This window comes from Paramagnetospirillum kuznetsovii (assembly GCF_003284725.1).
GTDB lineage: Bacteria > Pseudomonadota > Alphaproteobacteria > Rhodospirillales > Magnetospirillaceae > Phaeospirillum > Phaeospirillum kuznetsovii.
Map to the genome: position 1 here is coordinate 66,925 of NZ_PGTO01000012.1, position 23,987 is coordinate 90,911.

General features: G+C 62.9%; 22 protein-coding genes. 10 read left to right on the forward strand and 12 right to left on the reverse strand.

Annotation, left to right across the window (positions count from 1 at the left end; all coding sequences use genetic code 11):
- The first annotated feature begins 9 nt into the window (after window positions 1-9).
- Together CU669_RS14670 and CU669_RS14675 are read left to right on the forward strand one after the other, a co-directional pair.
- Window positions 10-729, forward strand: a complete 720-nt coding sequence (locus CU669_RS14670) for an SAM hydrolase/SAM-dependent halogenase family protein (protein WP_322096913.1) — start codon at window positions 10-12, stop codon at window positions 727-729.
- A 105-nt stretch (window positions 730-834) separates the two neighbouring features.
- On the forward strand, window positions 835-1,662 hold the full coding sequence (locus tag CU669_RS14675; RefSeq protein ID WP_112146019.1) for an MBL fold metallo-hydrolase: 828 nt from the start codon (window positions 835-837) through the stop codon (window positions 1,660-1,662).
- Window positions 1,663-2,036: 374 nt separating this feature from the next.
- Here CU669_RS14675 and CU669_RS14680 read toward each other — a convergent pair whose 3' ends face one another.
- The 3 genes from CU669_RS14680 to CU669_RS14690 form a co-directional block, all read right to left on the reverse strand.
- Window positions 2,037-2,693, reverse strand: a complete 657-nt coding sequence (locus tag CU669_RS14680) for an OmpA/MotB family protein (RefSeq protein ID WP_112146021.1) — start codon at window positions 2,691-2,693, stop codon at window positions 2,037-2,039.
- A 12-nt stretch (window positions 2,694-2,705) separates the two neighbouring features.
- A complete protein-coding gene (locus CU669_RS14685) occupies window positions 2,706-3,503 on the reverse strand; it encodes a motility protein A (RefSeq protein WP_112146023.1) in 798 nt (265 codons plus the stop codon).
- Window positions 3,504-3,629: 126 nt separating this feature from the next.
- Entirely contained in the window at window positions 3,630-6,344 is a 2,715-nt protein-coding gene (locus CU669_RS14690; RefSeq protein ID WP_112146025.1) for a bifunctional acetate--CoA ligase family protein/GNAT family N-acetyltransferase, read from the reverse strand.
- A 203-nt stretch (window positions 6,345-6,547) separates the two neighbouring features.
- Here CU669_RS14690 and CU669_RS14695 point away from each other — a divergent pair, with 203 nt between their 5' ends.
- The 4 genes from CU669_RS14695 (at window position 6,548) to CU669_RS14710 (ending at window position 9,987) form a co-directional block, all read left to right on the forward strand.
- On the forward strand, window positions 6,548-7,942 hold the full coding sequence (locus tag CU669_RS14695) for a bifunctional enoyl-CoA hydratase/phosphate acetyltransferase (RefSeq protein ID WP_112146027.1): 1,395 nt from the start codon (window positions 6,548-6,550) through the stop codon (window positions 7,940-7,942).
- A 90-nt stretch (window positions 7,943-8,032) separates the two neighbouring features.
- Window positions 8,033-9,226 carry an acetate/propionate family kinase gene (locus CU669_RS14700; RefSeq protein WP_112146029.1) on the forward strand — a complete coding sequence of 398 codons (1,194 nt, stop codon included), beginning with the start codon at window positions 8,033-8,035 and terminating at the stop codon, window positions 9,224-9,226.
- Window positions 9,227-9,362: 136 nt separating this feature from the next.
- Window positions 9,363-9,737 (forward strand): cyclophilin-like family protein, encoded by a 375-nt coding sequence (locus CU669_RS14705; RefSeq protein ID WP_112146031.1) that lies wholly within the window; start codon window positions 9,363-9,365, stop codon window positions 9,735-9,737.
- Window positions 9,738-9,741: 4 nt separating this feature from the next.
- Window positions 9,742-9,987, forward strand: coding sequence for a hypothetical protein (locus tag CU669_RS14710; RefSeq protein WP_112146033.1), 246 nt, complete (start codon window positions 9,742-9,744; stop codon window positions 9,985-9,987).
- Between the two features lie 168 nt (window positions 9,988-10,155).
- Here CU669_RS14710 and CU669_RS14715 read toward each other — a convergent pair whose 3' ends face one another.
- From CU669_RS14715 to purE, 4 genes are all read right to left on the reverse strand, one after another.
- Window positions 10,156-10,806 carry a cyclic nucleotide-binding domain-containing protein gene (locus tag CU669_RS14715; RefSeq protein WP_112146085.1) on the reverse strand — a complete coding sequence of 217 codons (651 nt, stop codon included), beginning with the start codon at window positions 10,804-10,806 and terminating at the stop codon, window positions 10,156-10,158.
- 8 nt (window positions 10,807-10,814) lie between these two features.
- Entirely contained in the window at window positions 10,815-11,426 is a 612-nt protein-coding gene (locus CU669_RS14720; protein WP_112146035.1) for a DedA family protein, read from the reverse strand.
- A gap of 99 nt (window positions 11,427-11,525) precedes the next feature.
- Window positions 11,526-12,644 (reverse strand): 5-(carboxyamino)imidazole ribonucleotide synthase, encoded by a 1,119-nt coding sequence (locus CU669_RS14725; protein WP_112146037.1) that lies wholly within the window; start codon window positions 12,642-12,644, stop codon window positions 11,526-11,528.
- Complete coding sequence (purE, locus tag CU669_RS14730) at window positions 12,641-13,162, reverse strand: 5-(carboxyamino)imidazole ribonucleotide mutase (RefSeq protein WP_112146039.1); 522 nt, start codon at window positions 13,160-13,162, stop codon at window positions 12,641-12,643. The genes CU669_RS14725 and purE overlap by 4 nt, the downstream gene beginning before the upstream one ends.
- Window positions 13,163-13,301: 139 nt before the next feature.
- Here purE and CU669_RS14735 point away from each other — a divergent pair, with 139 nt between their 5' ends.
- Complete coding sequence (locus CU669_RS14735; RefSeq protein ID WP_112146041.1) at window positions 13,302-14,036, forward strand: GGDEF domain-containing protein; 735 nt, start codon at window positions 13,302-13,304, stop codon at window positions 14,034-14,036.
- Window positions 14,037-14,522: 486 nt separating this feature from the next.
- On the opposite strand, the gene CU669_RS14740 is transcribed toward CU669_RS14735, so the two are convergent.
- On the reverse strand, window positions 14,523-15,191 hold the full coding sequence (locus CU669_RS14740) for a response regulator transcription factor (RefSeq protein WP_112146043.1): 669 nt from the start codon (window positions 15,189-15,191) through the stop codon (window positions 14,523-14,525).
- Between the two features lie 108 nt (window positions 15,192-15,299).
- Window positions 15,300-17,381 (reverse strand): hybrid sensor histidine kinase/response regulator, encoded by a 2,082-nt coding sequence (locus tag CU669_RS14745; RefSeq protein WP_112146045.1) that lies wholly within the window; start codon window positions 17,379-17,381, stop codon window positions 15,300-15,302.
- A 134-nt stretch (window positions 17,382-17,515) separates the two neighbouring features.
- Between CU669_RS14745 and CU669_RS14750 the strand changes: the two genes are divergently transcribed.
- Window positions 17,516-18,187, forward strand: a complete 672-nt coding sequence (locus CU669_RS14750) for a hypothetical protein (RefSeq protein ID WP_112146047.1) — start codon at window positions 17,516-17,518, stop codon at window positions 18,185-18,187.
- Between the two features lie 39 nt (window positions 18,188-18,226).
- On the opposite strand, the gene CU669_RS14755 is transcribed toward CU669_RS14750, so the two are convergent.
- The 3 genes from CU669_RS14755 to CU669_RS14765 form a co-directional block, all read right to left on the reverse strand.
- Window positions 18,227-18,775 carry a DUF882 domain-containing protein gene (locus CU669_RS14755; RefSeq protein ID WP_112146048.1) on the reverse strand — a complete coding sequence of 183 codons (549 nt, stop codon included), beginning with the start codon at window positions 18,773-18,775 and terminating at the stop codon, window positions 18,227-18,229.
- A gap of 111 nt (window positions 18,776-18,886) precedes the next feature.
- Window positions 18,887-20,458: a L,D-transpeptidase family protein gene (locus CU669_RS14760; RefSeq protein ID WP_112146050.1), complete on the reverse strand. Its 1,572-nt coding sequence runs from the start codon at window positions 20,456-20,458 to the stop codon at window positions 18,887-18,889.
- A 142-nt stretch (window positions 20,459-20,600) separates the two neighbouring features.
- Window positions 20,601-21,047, reverse strand: coding sequence for a rhodanese-like domain-containing protein (locus CU669_RS14765; protein ID WP_112146052.1), 447 nt, complete (start codon window positions 21,045-21,047; stop codon window positions 20,601-20,603).
- A gap of 155 nt (window positions 21,048-21,202) precedes the next feature.
- On the opposite strand from CU669_RS14765, the gene CU669_RS14770 reads away from it, so the two are divergent.
- Window positions 21,203-23,281: a nitrite/sulfite reductase gene (locus CU669_RS14770; RefSeq protein ID WP_112146054.1), complete on the forward strand. Its 2,079-nt coding sequence runs from the start codon at window positions 21,203-21,205 to the stop codon at window positions 23,279-23,281.
- The gene (locus CU669_RS14775; protein WP_322096912.1) at window positions 23,278-23,982 is read left to right on the forward strand and encodes a phosphoadenylyl-sulfate reductase; all 705 of its coding nucleotides are present in this window, start codon (window positions 23,278-23,280) and stop codon (window positions 23,980-23,982) included. The genes CU669_RS14770 and CU669_RS14775 overlap by 4 nt, the downstream gene beginning before the upstream one ends.
- Window positions 23,983-23,987 lie beyond the last annotated feature (5 nt).

Genomic DNA, 23,987 nt, shown 5'->3' on the forward strand with positions numbered 1-23,987 from the left:
ACGGATCTGATCGCCACCTTCACCGATTTCGGCACCCAAGGGCCCTATCTCGGACAGATGGAGATGGCGTTCCGAAGGCTCGCGCCCGCTGTTCCGGTGGTCCATCTGCTGGCCGATGCGCCGGTGTTCGATCCCATGGCTTCGGCCTATCTGCTGGCTGCCCTCGCACAGGATACGCCGCCGGGGACGGTGTTGCTTTCCGTCGTCGATCCCGGCGTGGGCGGGGATAGAATTCCCATGGTGGTCAAGGTGGACGGGCGTTGGCTGGTCGGGCCGGACAATGGTCTGTTCGAACCCCTGATTCGCCGGGCCGTCTCGGTGGAGGCTTGGGAGATCGTCTGGCGGCCGGAGAGGCTTTCGGCGACCTTTCACGGGCGTGATCTGTTCGCGCCCGTCGCCGCCCGGCTGGCGCTGGGGCAGGGGCCGGATGCCGCCGGTTTGCGGCCCATGATGGTGCCGCGACGCCCCCATTGGCCCGATGATCTTGGCCGGGTGATCTATTTCGACCATTATGGCAATGCCTGGACGGGGCTGCGGGCCGCCATGGTGGAGGGCGAGCATATGGAGGTCGCCGGGCATCGCCTGCGCAAGGCCCGTACTTTTGGGGAGCTGGCGCCGGGCGAGGCATTCTGGTACGAGAATTCTAGCGGGTTGGTAGAGATCGCTGTCAATGGGGGACGCGCCGATCGGCTGTCGGGGATTGAATCTGGGGCATTCGTCACAATTTGACGAAACTCACGTCTTAATTTTTCCATCCTGTGTGACCAAATGCATACAGGTAGCGCCGGGTTAGGCTTAACCTGGGCGTGTGAACGGTCGTCGGAGAGCGAAAGCATGGAATACAAGGTGAAGTTTTGGGGGGTGCGTGGCAGCATCGCCTGTGCTTCGCCTGACCATGTGATCTACGGCGGCAATACCAGCAGCATTTCCATTACCACCGATATGGGAGTCATCGCCTTCGATGCCGGGACCGGCATTCGCTCCCTGGGCAGCGATCTGATAAAGAAAGGCGTGACGGAGGCCCATCTCTTTTTCACCCATGCCCATTGGGATCACATTCTGGGTTTTCCGTTCTTCGCGCCAGCCTACAATCCCGCCTTCAAGCTTCATATCCATGCGGCGCGGTTGGAAGGAAGCCCCAAGGGCATCCAATACATTCTGGCCCAACAGATGGAGACGCCGAATTTTCCGGTGCCACTGGCGGCCATGCGAGGCATTGTTTCCCACGAGGACTTTCCGATCGGAACCGTGCACGAGCCCTATCCAGGCGTGGTGGTGAGGACTGGAAAGTTGCGCCATCCCAACGGCGCCTGCGGCTATCGGGTCGAATACGGCGGCATCGCGGCGGCCTACATCACCGATACCGAGCATGTTCCCGATCACCCCGACGCCAATGTCCAGGCTTTGATCGCGGGCGTCGATCTGATGATCTACGACTGCACCTATACCGATGCGGAATTCCCGTCCAAGGTTGGCTGGGGCCATTCCACCTGGCAAGAAGCGGTACGGCTGGCCCGGGCGGGCGGCGTCAAGCGTCTGGCCATCTTCCACCACGATCCCGAACATATCGATCCCATCATGGCCGAGATCGAGGCCGAGGCCGCCAAGACCTGGGACGGCGCCTTCGTCGCCCGTGACGGCATGGAAGTGGTGCTGGCCTAAAGGCCTTAGCCGGTCAGAGTTTGGTGGAATCGGTTTTTCCTTTTCGTCACCCTCGGACTTGACCAGAGGGTCCATGGATGGCCGGGCCTGTCCCATGGCCACCGCCGCGGATTCACCACCAAGGCACCAAGGACACCAAGAGGGCGGAGCAAACGGCCAAGCCTCACTCTTTCGTCATGGCCAGGCTTCTCACGGGCACGACGGAAGGCAAAAAACCGTGTCGACCTCTTGGTGTCCTTGGTGACTTGGTGGTGATTCCTTATCCGAGTTCCATGCCGAAGTGAGGCGCTTCCACATAGCCTCCGATTCGGAAAGATCCTGCCAGGACGAGATTCTTCCTCGCGTTGGTCGTCAGGATGACAAGACCAATATGCTTATCTCGGATAGATATGAATCTCGATCCGGCGGTTGATGGCCTGGTTTTCCGGATAGGGCTTGCCGCTTTCGCTGCGGTTGGGCACGCGGGGGGCGGTGTCGGCCATGGCCGACAGCTTCATGCGGGACTGGACGATGCCCTGATCGGTCAAGGCCTTCAGGGCGGCCAGGGCGCGGGCCGAGGACAGATCCCAGTTGGAGGGGAATTGTTGGGTGCGCACCGGCGTATCGTCGGTATGGCCCTGGATTTCGATCTGATAATTGGCGAAGCGCTTTTGGTTGAGCGTGCCGGAGATTTCCTTGATCAGGGGCAGGATCTCGGCGCGGACCTCGGCTGAGCCGGGCTTGAACATGGCGCCCGAGGCAAGATTGAGCACGATGCCCTTGTCGTCCTTGCCCACATCGACGCTATCATCCACTCCGGCGCCCGCCACTTCGCCCAGCAACTCGCTTTTCAGATCCTGCAACGGCTTGGTGACCTCGCGGTTGCCCACGTCCTTGGCCATGCCGGCCTGGACTTCCTCGTATTTGGCGGGGTCGATCTTGGACATGGACACCAGCACGATGAAGAAGGCCATCAGCAGGGTGATCATGTCGGCATAGGAGAGCAGCCAGTCTTCCTGCGCCTCCTTGTTTTCCTTATGAAACTTGCTCATGGCCGATACCCTTTACTTCTTCGGCGCCTTGTCGATGTCGAAGTGGATGGAGGGATCGAGGAAGCTGTTCATGCCGTCCTGGATGAAGCGGGGGCTGCGGCGCTCGGCCAGCAAGGCCAGCCCCTCGGCCACCAGCAGATTGCGGAACCGCACGATGGCTTCGCGCTGATGGGTCTTCTCGGCGGCGGGCATGATGGCGAGGCGGGCGAACAGGACGCCGTAGAGAGTGCCCAGCAGACCGACCGCCATGCCGGCGCCCAGCTTGGACGGATCGGTGCCCATATTGTCCAGCATGACCACCAAACCGATCAGGGTCGCCATCATGCCGAAGGCAGGCGCGTTGCTGGCCATGTATTTCAGGATTTCCACCGGGACGGTGTTGCGCTGGAAGGTGGTCTCGATCTGGTTTTCCAGCATGGAACGCACCTCGGGGCCGGTATAGCCCGAAATCACGAGGCCGATGCCGTAGGCGAGGAAGGCGTCTTGGCTCTTGATGCTTTTGGCATCGGTTTCCAATGCCTGGATGCCGCTTTTCTGGAGCAAATAGGCCCAACGGATGATGCGCGCCACTTCGTTGGTCAGCATGTCGCGGGTGACCTTGGGCGAATTGAACACCGCCTTCAGCTTGCCCAGGGACATCTTCACATAGCGGGCCTCGTAGGCCACCAGGGTGGCGGCAAGGGTACCGCCGATCACCATGAGAATACCGCTGAGGTGGAGGAAGATCTTAAAATTGGTGGTGAGTTCGAGAATCGAGCCGATCAGCAAAAGCAGGCTAATGGAGAAGCCGATGATTGTTGGAAGTGACATGCTGGTCCGGTCCCCACTCGCTCTTGGCGTCGTCGACTCTCTCAGGCTCTCGCGACATCTTGAGGCAAGTCGTCACGTTGGGCAACACTTACGGAACGGTGGGGGCAACACTTCCGGAACGGTGGGTCAGGCGGTGGGATCGGGGCCTGTCGGCGGCTCCTTATGGAGATCGAGTTCCACCTCGACGATGTCGCCGTCGATGGTGCGGGTGGGGATGAAGCCCAGATGCTGGACGAATTTCAGCATGCGCGGATTGTCGCGCAGCACTTGGCCCGCGATGCCGTGGGTTCCGCGGGAGCGACAGTATTCGATCATCTTGACCAGCAGCCGCTTGCCCAGGCCGGATCCCTTGAGATCGGAGCGCACCACGATGGCGAATTCCGCCTTTTCATTATCGGGATCGGTCACGGTGCGCACGACGCCCAAGGTTTCCTTGGTGCCGTCGGGGCCGTCCACTTCGCCGATGAAGGCCATTTCGCGGTCGTAGTCGATCTGGGTGAGGCGCGCCATCTCGGTATGGGGCAGCTCATGGACGAGGCCGAAGAAGCGGAAGCGGATGTCTTCCGGCGTCAGCTTGGACAAGAAGACATGGTGATTGGGCTCGTCCTCCGGACGGATGGGACGCAGCAGCGTCTTGCGCCCATCGGTCATGGTGAACCATTCCTCCAATTCCTTGGGATAGGGGCGAATGGCGAGGCGCTCGGTTCCCGGCCGCGCCGCGGCAACGGTGATCCGGGCGTCCAGCGCCAGGACGCCCTGGGCGTCGGCGAACAGCGGATTGATGTCCAGCTCGATGATCTCGGGGAAGTCGATGACCAGTTGCGACAATTGCACCAGGGTCAGTTGAATGGCCTGGCGATTGGCGGGCGGACGGCCGCGATAGCCTTCCAGCAGACGCGATACCCTGGTGCGCGAGATCACTTCCGCCGCCAGGTTCATGTTGAGCGGCGGCAGCGCCATGGCGCGATCCGCGATGACCTCGACGGCGATACCGCCCTGGCCGAACATCAGCACCGGACCGAATACCGGATCGGTGGCGACGCCCGCGATCAATTCCACCGCGCCGGGGCGCCGCGCCATGGTCTGGACGGTGAATCCCTCGATGGTCGCCTCGGGATAGACTTCCTTGACCCGGTCGAGCATCTGGTGGGCGGCCTTTTCCACCTCGAAGTCGCCCTGGAGATTGAGCATGACGCCGCCCACATCGGACTTGTGGAGTATCTGCGGCGACAGAATCTTCAGCGCCACCGGACCGTTCATGCCGCGCGCGATGCGACCCGCCATGGCCGGAGTGGGGGCCACATGGGTTTCCACGGTGGGAATGCCATAGGCCTCCAGCACCGACTTGGCCTCGTGCTCATTGAGCGTGCCGCCGCCCTTGGACAGGGCGGATTCGATCAGAAAGCGGGCCCTTCGCGTATCGGGAATAAAGTCGGTGGGGGCCGAATTGGGCACTTCCATCAACAGTTCCTGATTCTTGCGGTATTGAATCAGGTGGGTGAAGGCCTGGATGGCGGCGCGCGGCGTGTCATAGGTGGGGATACCCGCGCCACTGAACATATGGCGCGCATGGGAGACCGCCGTGGCTCCGACCCAACAGGTCATGACATTGGCCCTGGGCTTGTCCTTGCAGCATTTGATCACCGCCACCGCCACGTCGGACGGGTCCGACAGGGCGGTGGGGGCATGCATGACCAGCACCGCGTCGACCAACTTGCTGTCGGTCAGGATATTCAGGGTTTTGACATAACGCTCGCCGTCGGCGTCGCCGCCGATATCCACCGGATTGCCGTGGGACCAGTTGAGCGGCAAGATGGCGTCCAGTTTCTCGATCACGTCATCGGGGAGCGCCGCCAGCTCGCCGCCCATTTCCGACAAATCATCGGCGGCGATGACGCCGATGCCGCCGCCATTGGTCAGTACCGCCAAACGCTTGCCCTTCATGGGCCGGGCGCGGGCCAAGGTTTCCACCGCGCCGAAAATCTCCTCGATATCGTGGACGCGCAGCATGCCCGCGCGACGCATGGCCGCGTCGAACACGGCGTCCGAGCCCGCCAGGGCGCCGGTATGGGAGGCGGCGGCGCGGGCGCCTTCGCGGGAACGCCCCGCCTTGATGGCGAGAACGGGCTTGTTGCGAGCGGCGGCGCGGGCGGCCGACATGAAGCCGCGCCGCTCGTGGATGGTCTCAACATAGAGCAGGATGGCCCGCGTCATGGGATCGCTGCCCAGATAGTCCAGCACGTCGCCGAAGTCGACGCCTTCGGTGTCGCCCAAATGAATGAAGTGCGAGAAGCCGATCTCCTTGTCGCGCGCCCAATCCAGCACGGCGGTGCACAGCGCGCCCGACTGGGACACGAAGGCCAGCTTGCCCGGCAGCGCGCTTTCATGGGCATAGCTGGCGTTGAGGCCGATGCTGGGGACCAGGATTCCCATGCTGTTGGGGCCCAGCAGGCGCATGTCGTTGGCTTGGGCGACCGCCAGTGCTTCGTCGAGCTTGGTGGTGCCGTCGTCGTTGCGTACCAGATGGAGGCCGGCCGTCATGATGCAGGCCGCCTTGGTACCGCGTTCGGCAAGGGTCGACAGGATGCCGGGAATGGTTTCGGGCTTTTGCACGCAGACCAGGGCCAGGTCGGGCGCCTGGGGCAGGCAGGCCACATCCGGATAGGCCAGCACGCCCGCCACCGAGGGATGATCCGGCGTGACGGGCATCACCGGTCCGGCGAATTCCGATCTCAGCAGATTGCGCATGACCAGGGCGCCGATGCTCTTGGGCGCGTTGGACGCGCCGATGACGGCGATGGACTTCGGACGGAAGAGGGCCTTGAGATTACGGGTGCTCATGGGGTGTCCCGAATAGTGACCATGGAATGGTTCTGAGTTGGAGCATAGGCGGGACGGTTGTGCGCCGCAACATCCTCTCGCGACATGACCGCCATGTTCTCATAATGATCTTGGTCACGAAGCCGTCATTGTACCGGAGTCGAAGGATCGGTATATTTTGCGGCGCAATATGGCCGCGTCACAAGCCGTCGAGGGAATCAGTCATGGTCGAAATGATGAAAAACCGGGTCTTCGCCGATATCAAGGTCGGTGATACGGCTACACTCGAGCGCACTTGCTCCATGAAGGATGTCGAGCTTTTCGGCGTCGCCACCGGGGATTTGAACCCCACGCATTACAGCGCCGAAAGCGCCGAGAAATTCGCCCATCATCGCAAGGTGGTCGCTCATAGCATGTGGGGCGCCTCGCTGCTTTCCGCACTGCTGGGCAACGAATTGCCCGGACCGGGCACCGTCTATCGCAGCCAGGATCTTGATTTCAAGCTTCCGGTCGAGGTGGGCGATACCGTGATCGTCAGCATCACCGTCAAGGAGAAGATCGCGCCCGCCGATGTGGTGTTCGACTGCAAGGCGGTGAACCAGAGGGGCGAGGCCGTTTTCACTGGCCGCGCCCAGGTGATCGCGCCGACCGAGACGGTGTCGCAGCCGCGCATGGAACTGCAGGAGGTCGCTCTGCGCCGCCGCCACCATGTGTTCGAGGACATCATCACCCGCTGTTCCGATCTGGCGCCCATTTCGGTGGCGGTGTGCCATCCCTGCGATCAGGTTTCCCTGGAAGGACCGGTGGAAGCCGCCCGTCTCGGACTGATCGACCCGATCCTGATCGGTCCGGAAAGCAAGATCCGCTCGGTGGCCAAGGAATTCGGCTTCGATCTGACCGGTCTGCGCATCGTCGATACCGCCCATAGCCATGAATCGGCGGAACGTGCCGTGGCCATGTGCCGGTCGGGCGAGGCCGAGGCGCTGATGAAGGGCTCGCTGCACACCGACGAGATGATGCACGAGGTGGCGTCGCGCGATAAGGGTCTGCGGACCGCCCGGCGTATCAGCCATGTCTTCGTCATGGATGTGCCTACCTATCCCCGCACCCTGCTGATCACCGACGCCGCCATCAATATCTACCCGACCCTGGAGGACAAGGCCGACATCCTGCAAAACGCCGTTGAACTGGCGCATGTTCTGGGTGTCGAGGTGCCGAAGGTTGCCATCCTCTCGGCGGTCGAGACCGTCTATCCCAAGATCAATTCCACCATCGAGGCGGCTGCCCTGTGCAAGATGGCCGATCGCGGCCAGATCACCGGCGCCCTGCTGGACGGTCCGCTCGCCTTCGACAACGCCATCAGCGAGGAAGCGGCCAAGATCAAGAAGATCAATTCGCCGGTGGCCGGTCGCGCCGACATCCTGCTGGTCCCCGATCTGGAGGCCGGCAATATGCTCGCCAAGCAGCTGTCCTATCTGGCGGAGGCCGATGCCGCCGGAATCGTGCTTGGCGCCCGGGTGCCGATCGTGCTCACCAGCCGCGCCGACAGCGCCAAGGCCCGCCTTGCGTCCTGCGCGGTGGCGGTGCTGTTCGCCCATGCCCGGCGTGCCAAGGCTTAATTCCGGATTTATCGTCATTCCCGCTTTCGCGGGGGTGACGAGGGAAGAAAATCGGACGCTGCCCGCTTGTTTGAATTAGGATTTATTGACATGCGCGACGGAATTCTGGTCATCAATGCTGGGTCTTCCAGTATCAAATTCTCGCTCTACATCGCCAACGGCGACGAAAAGCCCTTGCTGTCGTGCAAGGGGCAGGTGGAAGGCATCAACGTCTCGCCGCATTTCGTCGCCAAGGCGCCCCACGGCGCGGTACTGAACGAGCAGCGTTGGCCCGATCAACCCAATCTGAGCCATTCCGCCCTGTTCAAATACATGATCGATTGGATCGAGAGCCAGTTGGGCGACGCGCAACTGAAGGCGGCCGGTCACCGGGTGGTTCACGGCGGGTCGCAATATGCCCAGCCCCTGCTGATCGACGACGATCTGATGGTGGAATTGGAGAAGTTGGTGCCGCTGGCGCCCTTGCACCAGCCGCATAATCTGGCCCCCATCCGGGCGCTGAAGGAGGTCCATCCCGAGCTGTTGCAGGTGGCTTGCTTCGATACCGCCTTCCACCGCTCCAATCCCTGGACGTCGCAAAGCTTCGCCCTGCCGCGCAAGATCACCGGCGAGGGTGTGAAGCGCTATGGCTTCCACGGCCTGTCCTACGAATATATCGCCCGCCAGTTGGGCCAGATTGCTCCGGCGGTGGCGCGGGGCAAGGTGGTGGTGTGCCATCTCGGTTCCGGCGCTTCCATGTGCGCCATTTCCGAGGGCAAGAGCATCGCCAGCACCATGGGCTTCACCGCCCTGGACGGCCTGCCCATGGGGACGCGGACCGGCACCCTGGATGCTGGCGTCGTGCTCTACCTGCTGCAGCAAAAGGGCATGAGCGCCAAGGAAATCGAGGACATGCTTTACAAGCAGTCCGGCCTGATCGGCGTGTCGGGGGTTTCAAACGACATGCGGGTGTTGCTGGAAAGCTCGGAACCCCACGCCGCCGAGGCGGTGGAACTGTTCGTCTACCGCATCTCGCGGGAACTGGGGTCGCTGGCCGCCGCCATGGGCGGCATCGACGCCCTGGTCTTCACCGCTGGCATCGGCGAGCATTCGCCCAAGGTGCGTTCCTTGGTCTGCGAGCATGCCCAGTGGCTCGGCGTCACCATCGACGAGGACGCCAATAAGCACAATGCCCAGTTGATCAGCACCATCGACAGCCCGGTGTCCATCTGGGTCATTCCCACCGACGAGGAAATGATGATCGCCAAGCACACCCGCGAGGTTCTGCATTCCATCAAGGCATAGGCCAAGCGGCCGCCCGCTAAATCATCCGCTTGGCCTTCGCTATGTTTTGGGCCGCTATACCTAGTATTTCTGGTCAAACCTATCGGGACCGGGCAAACTGGCGCCGACCTTTTGAAGGCTATGGGGAAGCGGCCTGATGCGGAAACTTAAGATCACCATTGGACACGTCGTCCTGCATGTGGATGGCTATGACTGCAAGACGACCGACGCCATCTTGGCGGCGGTGCCGTTCGAGACCAGGGCGGCCATCTGGCAGGGCGAGGTCTATTTCCAGGCGCCGGTGCATGCGGACCGGGACGACAATGCCCGCGACGTGGTGGAACCGGGTGAATTGGCCTTCCGTCACGAAGGCGAATCCATCGTCATCGGCTATGGGCCGACTCCCTGTTCCGAGGGCGACGAGATCCGCCTTGCCATTCCCGCCAATATCTGGGGCCGCACCCCCGACGATCTCGGCAAATTGGCGGAGGTCGAGGCGGGCGAACTGGTCAAGGTCGAGGCGGCGGATTAGTCCCATGCGGCTTGCAATGGCCTTGATGGTGTCCTTGGCGTTATCGTCCCTGGTGGGCGGCTGTGCCTTGCCCGATCTGGTCGCCCATGCGGTCAAGGAAGTGGAAAAGTCCCAGCGGGACGGAGCGGCCCCCGCCAGCCAACAATCCCCGGCCACGCAGACTCGGACGGAAGAAGAGCCTCCGGCACCGGTCAGCGCGCCCCAGCCCCACCGCAATTCCGTCACGGTGGAAGAGATTCCCGCGAAGTAGGGGGAGTAACAGGGGGCGGAAAACGACCGTCATTCCCGCGAAAGCGGGAATCCATGCGTCAGCCCCTCAATATCTTATGGCTAAAGCCCGGTCTTGCGCCGACATGGACCCCCGCCTGCGCGGGGGTGACGATAAAAAGGGGGCTGGAACGCTTTCTTCCACAGCCTGTCAAAGCTGGCGGCGGCCTTCGGTGCTGATGGCCGCCTTCAGGTCCATGTCACCGGCCTCGCCATCCTCGATGATATGGTCGTGCCGCTTGTCCTTGGCCCGTTGGCCGATTTCGGCCAGTTCGCCCAGGTTATGCTCAAGCTTGGCCAGCACGCCCAGCATCTCGTCGGCCAGGGGCCGATCATCCATCAGATTGGCGTAGCGCTTGATATTGAAGGCGAAATGCCGGATCAGCTTGATATTGTCGCGAAAGCTGCGTGGCCGCCGCACGAAGATGCGATGGGAACTGCGGATGTTCTTGATGAACATGGTGACCAGGGCGTGGACGAATTTATCCGTCGCCCCCAGCTTGCGAGCGAACAGCGGTTCGGGGATCCTGGTGACGGAACTATCCAGGGCCGCAACGGCAGTGGCCATGCGGATGGAACGGTCGATCACCGCCATTTCGCCGAAGATCTCGCCCGGCTTGATGGAATCCAGCTCGACGCGCTGGCCTTCCACCTGCTGGAAGATGACGACCTTGCCCTTTTCCAGGATATAGGCGGCATCGCCCTCGTCCCCCTGGCGGAACAACACGGTTCCCGCCGGGATGGTCAGCTTCTCCAGCTTTGGTTCAGCGGGAGGAGGGGGGGAGGTGACGGCGCTGTCCATGTTGTCGCTCATTCGGTTGGGGGTGAGGCTTCGGCCGCGGCTTTCGCCGAGGATTTGGCCTTGCCGCGCAGGGCGCCGAACACGCCAACGCCGATCATCAATAGCACAAAGCCGAATAACACGTACCATTTGCTGTCGCCCAGCCAGTCTTCCAGCTTGCGACCGAGGAAGAATCCGCCCCAGGCGAAGCTATGCGCCCAGATGGCGGCGGCGATAAAATTGAGGACCAGATATTTCACCCGAGGCACCCCGGCGATGCCGACAATGAATGGGGCCAAATTCCGCACTCCGTAGATCCACCGGAATGACAAAATGAATATGGCCGGGGTTCGATTGACGGCGTCGAAAGCCCATTCGATCCGAGAACCGAGGCCAGGCCACCGGTTCAGCAGGGGGGTGCCGTATTTACGGCCGATATAATAATAAAGCTGGTCGCCAAAGAAGCTGCCGGTCAGGGCCGCCAGGGCCAGCAATTCAACACTGATATTGAAGCGGCCTTCGGAGGCAAGAACCCCGGTAACGATCACCACGGTTTCGCCTTCGACGAAGGTCCAGGCAGTGATGAACGGATAAAGCAGGAAGCCGTATTCCTTCAGAACGTGGAGAACGAGATCTTCCAAAGGGGCTCCTGGGGGAAAGGAAACAATTCAATACCGCCCGTAAAAATCCGGCAATAAGGGGCCATGCGTCAATGTCGAAATGCGGCGATTACAAAATCGTCACGGGGCGGTGGTCGGGGAGCGGGGACCAATGCGATTGACGTGACCCATCTTGCGGCCGGGCCGGGCTTCCGACTTGCCGTAAAGGTGCAGCTTCGCCCTGGGATCGTGAAGGATTTCAAGCCATTGGTTCACGTCGTCGCCGATGAGATTCTTCATGACGGCGTCGGAATGGCGTTCCGGCGAGCCCAGCGGCAGGCCGCAGACGGCGCGGATGAACTGCTCGAACTGATCGGTCAGGCAGGCGTCCATGGTCCAATGGCCGGAATTATGCGGCCGGGGCGCCATCTCATTGGCCAGCAGGCCGGTCTTGGTGACGAACAGCTCCACCGCCAGCAGTCCAACCACCCCCAAAGCCTCGGCGGCGCGATGGGCGATATCCATGGCCTGGTCCGCCATGGCGGCTGAAATGGGAGCGGGGGCGGTGGTGGTGTCGAGGATGTGGTTGGTGTGTACGTTCCACACCGGATCGAAGGCGGCCCATTGACCGTCCAGGCCCCGCGCGACGATCACCGAGATCTCGCCCTCGAAATCGATGAAGCCTTCCAGCACTCCGACGTCGGCACCGTTCAGGCCGCTGCCCAGTTCGCCCCAGGCCTGGGCCAGATCGGTTTCGGCGGTGATCTTAACCTGGCCCTTGCCGTCATAGCCCATGCGGGCGGTCTTCAGCACCGAGGGACGGCCGAGCTCTCCCACCGCCCTGGTCAAGTCATCGAGGGAATTGACCTCGCGCCACGGCGCCGTCTCGATGCCGATGGAGTTGAAGAATTTCTTTTCGCTGATGCGGTCCTGGGCCACTTCCAGCACGCTCCAGCACGGACGAACCGGCGCATGAGCGGCCATGCGCCGCACGCTTTCGGCGGGAATGTTCTCGAACTCGAAGGTCACCACGTCCACCGTGCAGGCGAAAGCCTCGATGGCGGCGTGGTCGGAATAGTCCGCCACGGTGGAAACCGCCGAGACCTGAGCCGCCGGACCGTCGGCCTCGGGCGAGTAGATGTGGACCAGATAGCCCAGCTTGGCCGCCGCCAGCGCCGCCATGCGGCCCAACTGACCGCCGCCGACGACACCGATGGTGCTGCCGGGCGGCAGCGGTCTTGCTTCCGATGGAGCGCTCACGGGCGGATCAGGTCGGGATTTTCGGGATCGACCGGAGCGACGGCCACCGATTCGGTCTGACGGGCGCGCCAGGACTCCAGGGCGGCGTCGAGCTTGGGGTCCATCAGGGCGAGAACGGCGGCAGCCAGCAAGGCGGCGTTGATGGCCCCGGCCTTGCCGATGGCCAGGGTTCCCACCGGGATTCCGCCGGGCATCTGCACGATGGACAGCAGCGAGTCCTGGCCTTTCAGGGCTTTGCTTTCCACTGGAACCCCGAACACCGGCAGCGAGGTCATGGCGGCGGTCATGCCTGGAAGATGGGCGGCGCCACCGGCGCCCGCGATGATGATCTTGAGGCCGCGCGACTTGGCGGTTCCGGCATAGTCATAGAGCCGCTTGGGCGTGCGATGGGCCGAGACCACGCGGGTCTCGAAGGCGATGCCCAGCTCGGCCAGGGTGGCGGCGGCGTGGCGCATGGTCTCCCAGTCGGACTGGCTGCCCATGATGATGCCGACCTGAGGCCCCGAAACACTGACCATGCGGCTCGCCTCGCCGAAGGGGGTTAAAGAAAGGGCGGAATTATAGGGATCGGCGACCGGGAAGCAAGGATGTATTGCCGAAATATCGGACACACCCCCATGATCATGATAGAATCCATGACTTCGACCTGGGTGTGATATGGCCAATCAGTTCCGTAGCGAGCCGGTCCGTTCCATCGGTCACGTCAATGAGTACGTGCGCGACCAGGATCACCATCACTCCGGGCATCAATCCCCCTATCCCCCGAACGAGCCGCCGCCGACCGAGCATACCGAGGCCGACGTGGCGTCCATTCTCGGCCTGCCCGAGGCGCTGGTCACTCCGGCGGTGATGTCCTCGGTGACCCGCATCCTGGCGGAGGTGGACCGGCTGCGCTGGCTGGACGCCCAACATCGCCGCCGACAATCCTATCTGGAGGGACTGGCGGACCGCGATCCCGTGGTGGCGGCGCTGAACCGGCGCGGCTTCATGCGGGAGCTGGAGGCCTTGCTATCGGCGGGCAGCGGCGACGGCACCCTGGTGGTGCTGCACGTGGTCGGCATCGAGCAAATCCGTCAGGTTCAGGGCATGATCGCGGGTGACGGCGCCTTGCGGCACATTTCGGCCAATCTGGTGGGATCGTTGCGGTCGTCCGATCTTGTCGGGTTGTTGGGCGTCACCGATTTCGCCGTGCTGATGGCCGCCACCGACCTTTGGTCGGCGCGCGAGAAGGTGCGTGACGTGATGGAGCGCATCAATTCCCAGCCCTATATATGGCTCGGCCAGCCCTATAGCTTCGCCATGTTCTCCGGCTATCATGTCCTGGTCCCGGGGGAAAGCGCCGAGGCCGCCCTGGGGGCGGCCGACCGGGCGCGGCGGGGCCTGCCCGACTGAGCCCTGAAGCGGTCTGATGGAATTAGTCCGGTTTGGTCGTTGAAGCCGACGACTTACCACCAAGACACCAAGGACACCAAGAGGCCGACACGGTTGCTTGCGCTCCGTCTTGCCCGGACTTGTTCCGGGCATCCACGCCGATCAGTCGAGGGCAATCGGGTGAACGACGATGCCCCCCTTTCTCCCTCTCCCGCAAGCGGGCGAGGGAATTTCGGCAAGGGTTCCTTCACCCGATTGCCCTGCCGAACAGTCGAATTCATTGCGTCATGGAACGCTATGGGGCGTTGTGGCGGTGCCGCGTGGATACGCAGGACAAGCCCGCGCATGACGAAAATAAGGAAAAGACCCCTTGGTGTCCTTGGTGCCTTGGTGGTGAATCCGCGGCGGCGGCCATGGAACCGGTGGTCGGACATTAAACTGGACTGGCGTGGATCAAGCCCGCGCATGACGAAGAACGTGGGCGCTTCCGCTTAAACCAGACAAACTCTAGTTGATGACCGGCGGCATGATCCAGCCCGACTGCAGCGCGATGCGAACCGCCTGGGCGCGATTGGCGGCGCCGATCTTGCGATAGACGTTGCGCAGATGAACCTTGATGGTGATTTCCTGAAGGCTCAGGGCGATGGCGATTTCCTTGTTGGTGCGGCCTTCGACCAGTTGGGCGAGGATTTCGCCCTCGCGCCGCGACAGCTTGTCGAAGGGCGGCGGCACGACGGCTGACTTGGCGGCGGGCGGCAGGCTTCCCTGATTGGCGGGATCCTCGAAGAAGGAGCTGGACGGCAAATAGGTCTCGCCCGACAGAACCAGCCGCAGCGCGTTGACCATGGCGGCGCCACTGACCGTCTTGGGGATGAAACCGGCGGCACCGGCCTGAACGGCGGCGAAGACATGGTCGCGGGTGGAATAGCCGGAAACGATAACCACGGGAACGTTGGGGATCTTGGCCTTGATTTGCTGCAAGCCATTCAGCCCTTCCATGCCCGGCATCATCAGATCCAACAGCACCAGCGACAGATTGGGAGACTTTTCCACCATGGCGATGGCCTCGCCAAGGGTGGCGGCGTCAAGAATATCGGCCTGGGCATCGAGTTCATGAAGGAATGGCCGCAACCCGTCGCGGACCAGCTTATGGTCATCGGCCACCAAGATCTGCATGCGTCCCGCTCCCGAAAATCCCATCGTCGTCCAACCCTAACCTACCTGAAAGTATAAACAACCCACTTATCTCAGACAATGCAAACGATGCGGTCCAAATTAAAAAAGCTATTCAGCCGGAGGTTGGAGGAACTCGGCGATGATCTCGCCCAAAGTTCCAAGAGCGAGAGGTTTCTTGAGGACGGCGCAGCGGTCGTCTTGCAGGCTGTCGGCGATCCGCTCGGTGGCGCCGAGATGGCCGGTGACGATGATGATGGGTTGCAGCGGATCGAAATCACGTAGCTTTTCAACAAGTTCCTCGCCATTGCCGGCAGGCATGCGGAGATCGGTGATGACCACATCGGCTGGGTCGCTTGAAAACAACGACCACGCTTCCTCGCCGGTTCCGGCGACGCTGACCCGGCATCCAAGGGCCTTGAGGTAGTGCCCCAGGGACTCGGCGGCGGCGGTTTCGTCATCGACCACCAGCACATGGGCATTGCCGAAGGCGCCGTGGGATGGGGCGCAAGGCGGCAGCGATGCGGGGAAGGGCTGCATCTCATGGGCCAGTGGCAGTTGGATGACGAAGGCGGCGCCGCTATCGCTTGCCAAAGCCTGTAGATGCCCCCCCATGGTGGCGATCAGGGTGAAGCTGACCGACAAGCCCAGGCCGGTTCCGCGTCCGGCTTCCTTGGTGGTGAAGAACGGTTCGAAGATTCGGGCGCGAATGGCATCGGGGATGCCGGGGCCGTTGTCGACGATACGGATCAGCAATTGATTGGAATCGTGTCTGGCGCTGACTGAAATCTTGCCGTTCCAGTCCCGTGGCATGCCGCCTTTGACATCCTTGAGCGCATGATGGGCATTGTTCAACAGATTCATCACGACCTGTTCGAGCTGGACGCGGCGACCGCGTACCGGCGAGGCTCGGTGGGGCGGCGTCAATTCAATCGTGATTCCATCCGGCTTGAGTTGCCCGGACAAGACATCGATGGCCGACTTGACCGAATCCATGGCGTCGAACACTTGAAGCGGCGTGGCATCTCGGCGGCTGAAGATACGGATGTCGTCGATGATCTCGGCGGCCCGCTCCGATTGTTCCGCCACCAATTGGAATTGCTGGGCCTGCCATTCCGCCGTGGCCTTGCCGCGTTCGATCAGCATCAGGGCGCCCTCGGATGCCAGACGGATGATGTTGAGAGGTTGCGACAATTCGTGGACCAATCCGGCGGCCATCTCTCCCAACGTGGCGAGCTTGGCGGTCTGGAGCATCTGGTCCTGCGCCTGGGTGCGTTCAGTGATATCGCGAATGGTCAACAGGCGAGCCGCCATTCCCCGGAAGGTAATGGCGCAGGCGGTCACCTCGGCGTCGAAAATGCGGCCATCCAGGCCGACGAGCTTGTATTGGCCGAGATAGGGACCGGGCGGCGGCTCCGCGATGCGCGATATGGCCATGGTCCTCGACTCGTCGTGCACCATGTCCAGCAGCGGCCGCCCCACCAAGGTTACATCCGGACCGGCTCCGAACACTTCCGACGAGGCGGGATTGGCGAACAAAATGGTTCCGTGGCTATGCACCAGGATGGCGTCGGGCGCCATCTCGATCAGCGAACGGTACCGTTCCTCGCTCTCCGCCAATTCACGGGCGGTCTGGTCATGGCGCGCCTTCATTCGCAGCGCTGAAATGCCGTGCGCCAGATTTCCCGCGATGCCGGTCAGCAATCTTACGGTCAAGGGATCGAACGCATTCGGCTGTTCGGAGTAAAACATCAAGGCGCCGATTCTCGCCTCGCCTTCACCGATGGGCAAGGCGATGGTGGAACGAAAGCCGTATTCCCGCGCCGCGTCGCGCCATGGGGCAAAGCGGGGGTCTGCTTCGGTGTCCGAGACGATGCAGGGTTGGCCGCTGCGGATGGCCACGCCGGTCGGGCCGTCGCCGGATTCCCCTTCCCCCCACGATACTTCGATCCGATCGAGATAGTCGAGCGCCGTGCCCGCGCTGGCGATGGGCATGACCAATTTGCCGGGAGCGGGGCGGGCATAGCCGATCCAGGTCAGGCGATAGCCCGCCACTTCGGCGCCGATGCGACAGATGTCGTCTAACAGGTCGTATTCGTCGGTGGCGTGAACCAGGGCTTCGGTGGAGCGGGTCAAGATGGTGACGGCGCGGTTCACCGAACGGGTCTGGTCATCGGCACGCTGCCCTGTCATCCGCCGCTCCCTAAATTGAACCTCATGGACATGATGATAAGGCCGACCGGCGGCTTCGCCAAATTTATATGCGGGGAGTGCTTGAGCGGGGGCCTGTCTCGTGGTTTCCTCTCGCCCATGGAGATACCCGGCTCATGAAATTCTTCAAGACACTGGCGCTGACCATCGGTTTCGGGATGTGCGGTATGGCGGCCGAGGCGGCCGAGGCCGCCCTGGAATTGCTGGATGCCGCGACGTCCTATACCGCCGACTTCACCGTCAGCAGTCCGCGCGGCACCTATCGCGGCAAGGTCTGGCACGCCAAGGGACGCGAGCGGCGCGAAGTCGCCACCAGCGGCGGTGGTCAAGCGGTTCTTCTGCGGCGGGATCTGGATGCCGCGTATGTCATGAGCCTGGGGGCAAAGTGGTATGTGGGGGTTTCTATGCAGGCCGCCGGTGCCCTGGCGGGCGGCCTGGACTCCTGGCAGGTCAGCAGAACCAAATTGCGCGAGGAGACGGTCTCGGGGCTTAAAGCAACGAGATGGACCGCCCGTGCCGACGGCCCCAAGGGGGGCTTTACCGGCGATATCTGGACCACACGCGACGGCATCATCGTCAAGGCGGTCGGCGTCGTCGACAATCCCAAGGGCGATGATTCGCCGGTGGAGATGACGCTGTCCGGGCTCAAGGTGGGGGCGGTGGATCAACAAATGCTGGACCTGCCCCACGGCTGGTTCGGCTTCGATCTGCGCAAGGTGCCCGCCGATCGCATCGAGCAGGCCATTGAAGGTATCAAGCCGCTGCTGGAAGGCCGCAAGGGCGGGTGAACCGGCGGGGTTGGTATGGAGCGCGGCCGTCCCGGCCGCTTACCAGGTACGGACGCGGCCGGTATCGATATGGACGAAATCGGATTCGGGATAGATGCCGACGCCGCCGGCCTTGAGCACCTTGGCGGCCTTGCCCACGTGGCGGACCGAATGGCCGGGCAGGCGGATATCCACCGCCTTGCCTTCGGTATGAAGGCTGTGAGTGGCGACACCGTCGCTGTAGGAGGCAAGGATGGCATTGGTGGCCGGCGAGCGATAGCCGCTGATGATGTGGATGGCGCCCTTGGCGCCGACCTTTTTCTGCACCGAGGCCATGAGGTCGAGCAGGCGGGGATCGATGGCGTGGATGGCGCCGTTGCGGTGATCGCGCAGGAAGCGGCTGATCTGGGCAATGGTCTTGGTCTGGTAACGCCCCTCGGCCCAATAGACCGACTTGAGGGATTCACCGGTATGGGTGTTGTAAAGGTGCAGCGAGCGTTCCGGCATGCGGCGGACCGCGGCTTCCACCGGGGTGGAAACCACAAGGGCGGCGGCGGCACCGAATCCCATGGTCAGGAAGCCACGTCGGCTTTTGGCCTGCTCGATCATTCCCCCTCCCTTATTCGGCCCCAAGGCACTCCCTCCTCGGGTGGGCACCTTAATACCATTCGGGAGGTGGCGGGAGTCAACACTCCCGTCGAGCCTTAAGGAATTTTAATCTTATAGCCGGTCCGACGACAGGTTGGTTGCCGTGCGTTGGCCCGGTTGCCGCGCCTTTTCCAAGACCGGCGCAAGGCGGCGGTCATGACCATAGAGATCGTCGCGGAAATGTATTCCGCCGTCCTCGTCCGCCCAGGCGGTGATGTACAGCAGATAGACCGGCAGAGTGCGTTCCAGCATCAGGGTGCGGGTGGTCGGGTTGGCCGCGATGTTTTCGTCCAGACGTCCCTGCCAGCGCGACCCCAACGTCATCTCCGCCAATTCGATGGGGCGCTCCAGCCGGACGCAGCCATGGGAGAGGGCGCGATAGGTGCGGCCGAACACCCTGCGATTGTTGGTGTCGTGCATGTAGATGTCGTCGGAATCCTTCAGATTGAACTTCACCCGCCCCAAAGCGTTGTCGGGGCCTGGCGGCTGCCGCAGCCGGTAGGGGAACTTCTTGCCGATGGCGTTCCAGTCGATGCCGTCACCGGCGGCTTCCGGGCTGTCCATGGGATATTCGGTGATCTTGAGATTGCTGGTCGTCAGGTAATTGGGATCGCGCCGCAGCTTGGGCAGGATCTCCTTGTTGGCGATGGACGGCGGCACCGACCATGGCGGATTGAGGACCAGCGAATTCATGGTGGCGTTCATGCTGGGCGTCGGATGCTTCTGATCGCCGACCACCACACGCATGCTGAGGACGACGGCGCCGTCCTCCACCACGTCGAGCATGGTGGCCGGAATATTGACCGCGATGTGATGGCGGCCGGGAGTGCGGGTCATCCAACGCCAGCGTTCCAGATTGACGGCGATCTGGCGGGCGCGGGATTCGGCGCTGACATTCAGATTGGTGAGGGTGCGGGCACCGATGGTTCCGTCGGCCTCCAATCCGTGGCGCGTCTGGAACCGCTTTACCGCTTCGACCACCGGAGCATCGAATTCGCGGCCCTCGGCATATTCGGCGGCCAAATCGCCCGAGGCAATCAGGCGCTTTCGCAAGACGGGAAGGCGGTCGTCGGCTTCGCCAGGCACCATCTTGGGGCCGTCGGGCAGGCTGGGCCAGCCTCCGGCTGCCGCCATGGCCCTGGTCTTTTCAAGGGCCTGCTTCAGCCGCGCATAGCCGACGAAACCGGGGGCAGCGGCGGCCGAAACGCCAGCCAGCGGTTTGCCGTCCGCCAATTGACGCAAGAAGGAGAGGGCGTCGAAATGCCCCCTGGTGTCATGGCCAAAGCCGCCATAGGCCCGCTCGGGCGGCACCGCGCCGATGGCAAGGTCGCGTCCGAAGCGCATCAGCGCGGCGCTGACGGCCACATCGCGTTGCACATCGCCGTCCACGGCAGGCAGGACATAGGCACTCGGCGCAAGTCCTTCGGTAATGGCGATCTCCCGTATCTCGGCCAATAGGGCCGTGGCACGGGATTCCGACCAAGCCGTTTGGCCCTGGCGCTCGCGATAGAAATCTCGTAGCGCCTTGGTGTCGGCCGAGGGATCCACCAGCGTGGCCACGTTCAGCGCGGCATCGAACTTTTGCGGAAGTGCGACGGTCTGCGACCAGGCGGGCGACACGAATCCCACCGCCAGCCCGGACATCAAGACGACACGAAAAATTGGGGTAAGCGGCAATATGACCTCTGACCCGACGGGCGGGCGCTGGCGAATGGTTCCTTGGAATCGATATCGATCCAAACCGCCTCACTGTCAACGGTCAAGCGTGGATTATCACATAATATTCCTATCCCTGGGCCCAGGGCAGTCCATCGGCCTTCCATCCGGCGGTGACGCCGCGGTGCTTGGCGGCGTCATGGGGGCCTTCGAATCCCTCGGATACGTTCCATGCGGAGCCATAGCCGACGCCGGTCAGATATTCCGCCGCCGCCTTGGAACGCACGCCGGAACGGCACAGCAGCAGCACCGTGTCGTCCTTTTTCACGCCATGGGCCGCCAGTTGGTCGGCGAATGCGTCGTTGCGGGCCATGGAGGGGAATACCTGCCATGACACAAGAAGAACTTGCTTTCCGAGCGTGGCGAGATCAGGAACGCCGACAAAGGACCATTCGGCCTGGGTTCGGACATCCACCAGCTTGGCGTTCGGCTCGGCGCAAAGCCGCTCCCAGGCTTGGTTTGGGCTGAGGTCACCGGCATAGTCGGCATGCTTATGCTGGATCGGGGCGTCGGTCATGGTATTTGGCTCCAGGGTTATAAACTACACATAGTCTACTGCATAATGGGATTATACTACACAAAAACATGTTGACCAATGTGTAAAATACGGAGTAATTCGTACTTCATTGCAGACATACACCTGTCTGTGTGTGAAACAAAGAGGCCCAAGCCATGAAAGATGCCACTCACGCAGGTCTGGACGCTATCGAGCCGTTGGTTCGCATGTCCGATCTGACGGAATACCGCCAGGCTCTCCAGCGCCGCCTGACCGGGGAGTGGGATGATGAGCGGTTCACCGCCTTCCGTCTGCGCTTCGGCGTCTATGGTCAAAAGCAGGCCGGGGTCCAGATGGTCCGCATCAAGATTCCCGGCGGCATCGTCCCGACGCCGTGGCTGAAAGCCCTGGCGCGGGTCAATCGCACCTTTGCCCAAGGTCCGGCCCATATCACGACCCGGCAGGATTTCCAGCTGTATTACGTGCCGCTCGATCGCACGGCCGATATGCTGGAAGACCTCTATACCCACGGCATCACCACCCGCGAGGCTTGCGGCAACACTCTGCGCAACATGAGCGCTTGCTCGCTGGCTGGGGCCTGCCCGCGTGAACTGGTGGACGCCGGGCGCGTCGCCGAGCAGCTTTCGCGCAGCTGGATTCGCCATCCGCTGGTCCAGCACATGCCCCGCAAGATGAAGTTCACCGTTTCGGGCTGCGCCACCGATTGCGGCGCCTCGCCCATCCACGATCTCGGCTTCATCGCCACGGAGAAGGATGGCCGCAAGGGCTTCCGGGTTCTGGCGGGCGGCGGCCTCGGCGGACAGCCCATCATGGCGGCGGAAGTTCTCTCCTTCGTGGCTGAAGAAGACTTGCCGGTGGTGGTCGAGGCGACGGCGCGGCTGCATCAGCGCTATTCCAACCGTCGCGACCGTTCGCTGGCCCGTTTGAAATTCGTCTTGAAGCGGTTCGGCGCGGAAAAGTTCGTCGCTTTGTTCCAGGAGGAATTCGAGCGCTTGAAGGGACTGCAGCAGCGGCCCTGGCAGCCGCTCGCATGGCGAAAGCCCACCGAGGCGGCCGTCGACCGCACGCCGTCGGGCGTCGTCGCCAGCCATGACGGCAGTGCGGCGGTGGTGATCTATGCGCCGCTGGGGCTGTTCACCTCGGATCAACTGGACCAGCTGCATGATATCGCTGTGGCGGCCGGGGTGTCGCAGCTGCGCACCACTCGGGATCAGAAGATCGCCATGTTGGGCGTCGCCAAGGACATGGTCGCCGCCGTCATCGCCGCGGTGAAGGCCATCGGCTTCGACGTTCCCGCCCAGGCCGAGGACGTGCCCGACGTGGTGTCGTGCCCCGGTACCACCACCTGCCGCATCGGCATCACCAATTCCCAGAGTTTCGGACTCCAGGTCGAGAAAGAAGCCCATGGCGATGTCTTGGCGCGCGGCGTTTCCGTCCATGTGTCGGGCTGCCAGAATTCCTGCGGCCTGCATCACGTGGCCGATATCGGCCTGCACGGCATGGGCAAGAAGATCGACGGCAAGGCGGCGCCGCATTACCAGCTGCATTTCGGCGGCGACGCCACCCGTGGCGTGGTCGGCTTCGAAGGTCCGGTGATCGCCGCCCGTCTCGCCAATCAGGCGGTCAAGCTGTTGCAGGCCGCCATCGCTCCGGTGCGGGCGGCGGGCGAGGACATCCGCGCCTGGGCCGAGCGCCAGGGCAAGGACGGCATCAACGCCATCCTGGCGCCGCTGGACGGCATCGGCGGCGACGAGCGCTTCACGGACTGGGGCGATGCCGATGTCTTCCTCGGCCCCCCCAAGGCCAAGGGCGAATGCGCCGCGCCGCAGGTCAGCACCACCTATTACACCGACCTGGCCGATGACGGTCTGGTCAATCTGGATCGCTATCTCGCCCGTGGCCGTTGGCCCGAGGCCCTGAAGGCGGGCGAGGAGGCGACCGTCTACGCCGTCCGTCTGCTGCTGGCCACCAAGGGGATCGTCACCGAGGACGGCGAGGAGTCGGAAAGCGTGTTCGCCCGGCTGCGCGCCGCCAATGCCGGGGCCGAGGCGCTGAACGCCTTTGATTCAGTCCTGGCCGAACGTACTTCGGCCCTGGTCAGCGGCGACGCCGACTCGTATCGCGAGGCGGTGGCCTATTTCATCGACACCGTCGGCATGATCCTGCGCCAGCCTGCGGCGCCGGTGGTTGCCGCCGTGGGCAATCTGGCCGACGTGCTGGTCGAGGTGGCATGATGGATGTGGTGTCGGTCCAGCGCCTGATCGCGGCCTGCGGCCATCTTGATGGCAAGGACTTGTTGGAGGCGGTGCTGTTGGGCGACCTCATGGGCCGCGTCGCGGTGACCTCCTCCTTCGGCGCCGAATCGGCGGTGCTGCTCGATCTGGTCGCCCAGGTGGACCCGGCGACGCCGGTTATCTTCCTCGATACCGGCGAGTTGTTCGACGAGACGGTGGAATACCGCTATCAACTGGAACGGCGGCTGGGGCTGACCAATGTGGTGGTGGTGAAGCCAACCCCCGAGGAATTGGCCGAAGCGGAAGATTTGTGGCGCGCGGATAGCGACCGTTGCTGCGAACTGCGCAAGGTGCGGCCGCTGGCCCGCATCGCCAAGGGCTATGACGCCTTGGTGGATGGCCGCAAGCGCGCCCACGGCGCCGAGCGCCAGCACCTGTCCGCCATCGAGGAGGTCGGTGGCGTGATCAAGATCAGCCCGCTGGCCAATTGGTCGGCGGAGGAGGTCGAGACGGCTTTCAAGACTCGCGATCTGCCGCGTCATGCCCTGGTTTCCCAGGGTTACCGCTCCATCGGCTGCTGGCCTTGCACGCGGCCGACCGCCGAGGGAGAATCACCCCGCGCCGGACGTTGGGCGGGGCAGGCCAAGACCGAATGCGGCATTCACACCAACGACCTCGGCCGCGACGGCGCCGGACTTTAGAGCTT

Excerpts from the sequence above, each read along its gene's own strand:
- CU669_RS14695 (WP_112146027.1), top strand. The coding sequence starts at position 6,548 with ATGGTCGAAATGATGAAAAACCGGGTCTTCGCCGATATCAAGGTCGGT.
- CU669_RS14705 (WP_112146031.1), top strand. The coding sequence starts at position 9,363 with ATGCGGAAACTTAAGATCACCATTGGACACGTCGTCCTGCATGTGGAT.
- CU669_RS14715 (WP_112146085.1), bottom strand. The coding sequence starts at position 10,806 with ATGGACAGCGCCGTCACCTCCCCCCCTCCTCCCGCTGAACCAAAGCTG.
- CU669_RS14770 (WP_112146054.1), top strand. The coding sequence starts at position 21,203 with ATGAAAGATGCCACTCACGCAGGTCTGGACGCTATCGAGCCGTTGGTT.
- CU669_RS14735 (WP_112146041.1), top strand. The coding sequence starts at position 13,302 with ATGGCCAATCAGTTCCGTAGCGAGCCGGTCCGTTCCATCGGTCACGTC.
- CU669_RS14680 (WP_112146021.1), bottom strand. The coding sequence starts at position 2,693 with ATGAGCAAGTTTCATAAGGAAAACAAGGAGGCGCAGGAAGACTGGCTG.
- CU669_RS14740 (WP_112146043.1), bottom strand. The coding sequence starts at position 15,191 with ATGCAGATCTTGGTGGCCGATGACCATAAGCTGGTCCGCGACGGGTTG.
- CU669_RS14775 (WP_322096912.1), top strand. The coding sequence starts at position 23,278 with ATGATGGATGTGGTGTCGGTCCAGCGCCTGATCGCGGCCTGCGGCCAT.
- CU669_RS14750 (WP_112146047.1), top strand. The coding sequence starts at position 17,516 with ATGAAATTCTTCAAGACACTGGCGCTGACCATCGGTTTCGGGATGTGC.
- CU669_RS14745 (WP_112146045.1), bottom strand. The coding sequence starts at position 17,381 with ATGACAGGGCAGCGTGCCGATGACCAGACCCGTTCGGTGAACCGCGCC.
- CU669_RS14700 (WP_112146029.1), top strand. The coding sequence starts at position 8,033 with ATGCGCGACGGAATTCTGGTCATCAATGCTGGGTCTTCCAGTATCAAA.
- CU669_RS14685 (WP_112146023.1), bottom strand. The coding sequence starts at position 3,503 with ATGTCACTTCCAACAATCATCGGCTTCTCCATTAGCCTGCTTTTGCTG.
- CU669_RS14765 (WP_112146052.1), bottom strand. The coding sequence starts at position 21,047 with ATGACCGACGCCCCGATCCAGCATAAGCATGCCGACTATGCCGGTGAC.
- CU669_RS14675 (WP_112146019.1), top strand. The coding sequence starts at position 835 with ATGGAATACAAGGTGAAGTTTTGGGGGGTGCGTGGCAGCATCGCCTGT.
- CU669_RS14710 (WP_112146033.1), top strand. The coding sequence starts at position 9,742 with ATGCGGCTTGCAATGGCCTTGATGGTGTCCTTGGCGTTATCGTCCCTG.
- CU669_RS14760 (WP_112146050.1), bottom strand. The coding sequence starts at position 20,458 with ATGTCCGGGCTGGCGGTGGGATTCGTGTCGCCCGCCTGGTCGCAGACC.
- purE (WP_112146039.1), bottom strand. The coding sequence starts at position 13,162 with ATGGTCAGTGTTTCGGGGCCTCAGGTCGGCATCATCATGGGCAGCCAG.
- CU669_RS14690 (WP_112146025.1), bottom strand. The coding sequence starts at position 6,344 with ATGAGCACCCGTAATCTCAAGGCCCTCTTCCGTCCGAAGTCCATCGCC.
- CU669_RS14755 (WP_112146048.1), bottom strand. The coding sequence starts at position 18,775 with ATGATCGAGCAGGCCAAAAGCCGACGTGGCTTCCTGACCATGGGATTC.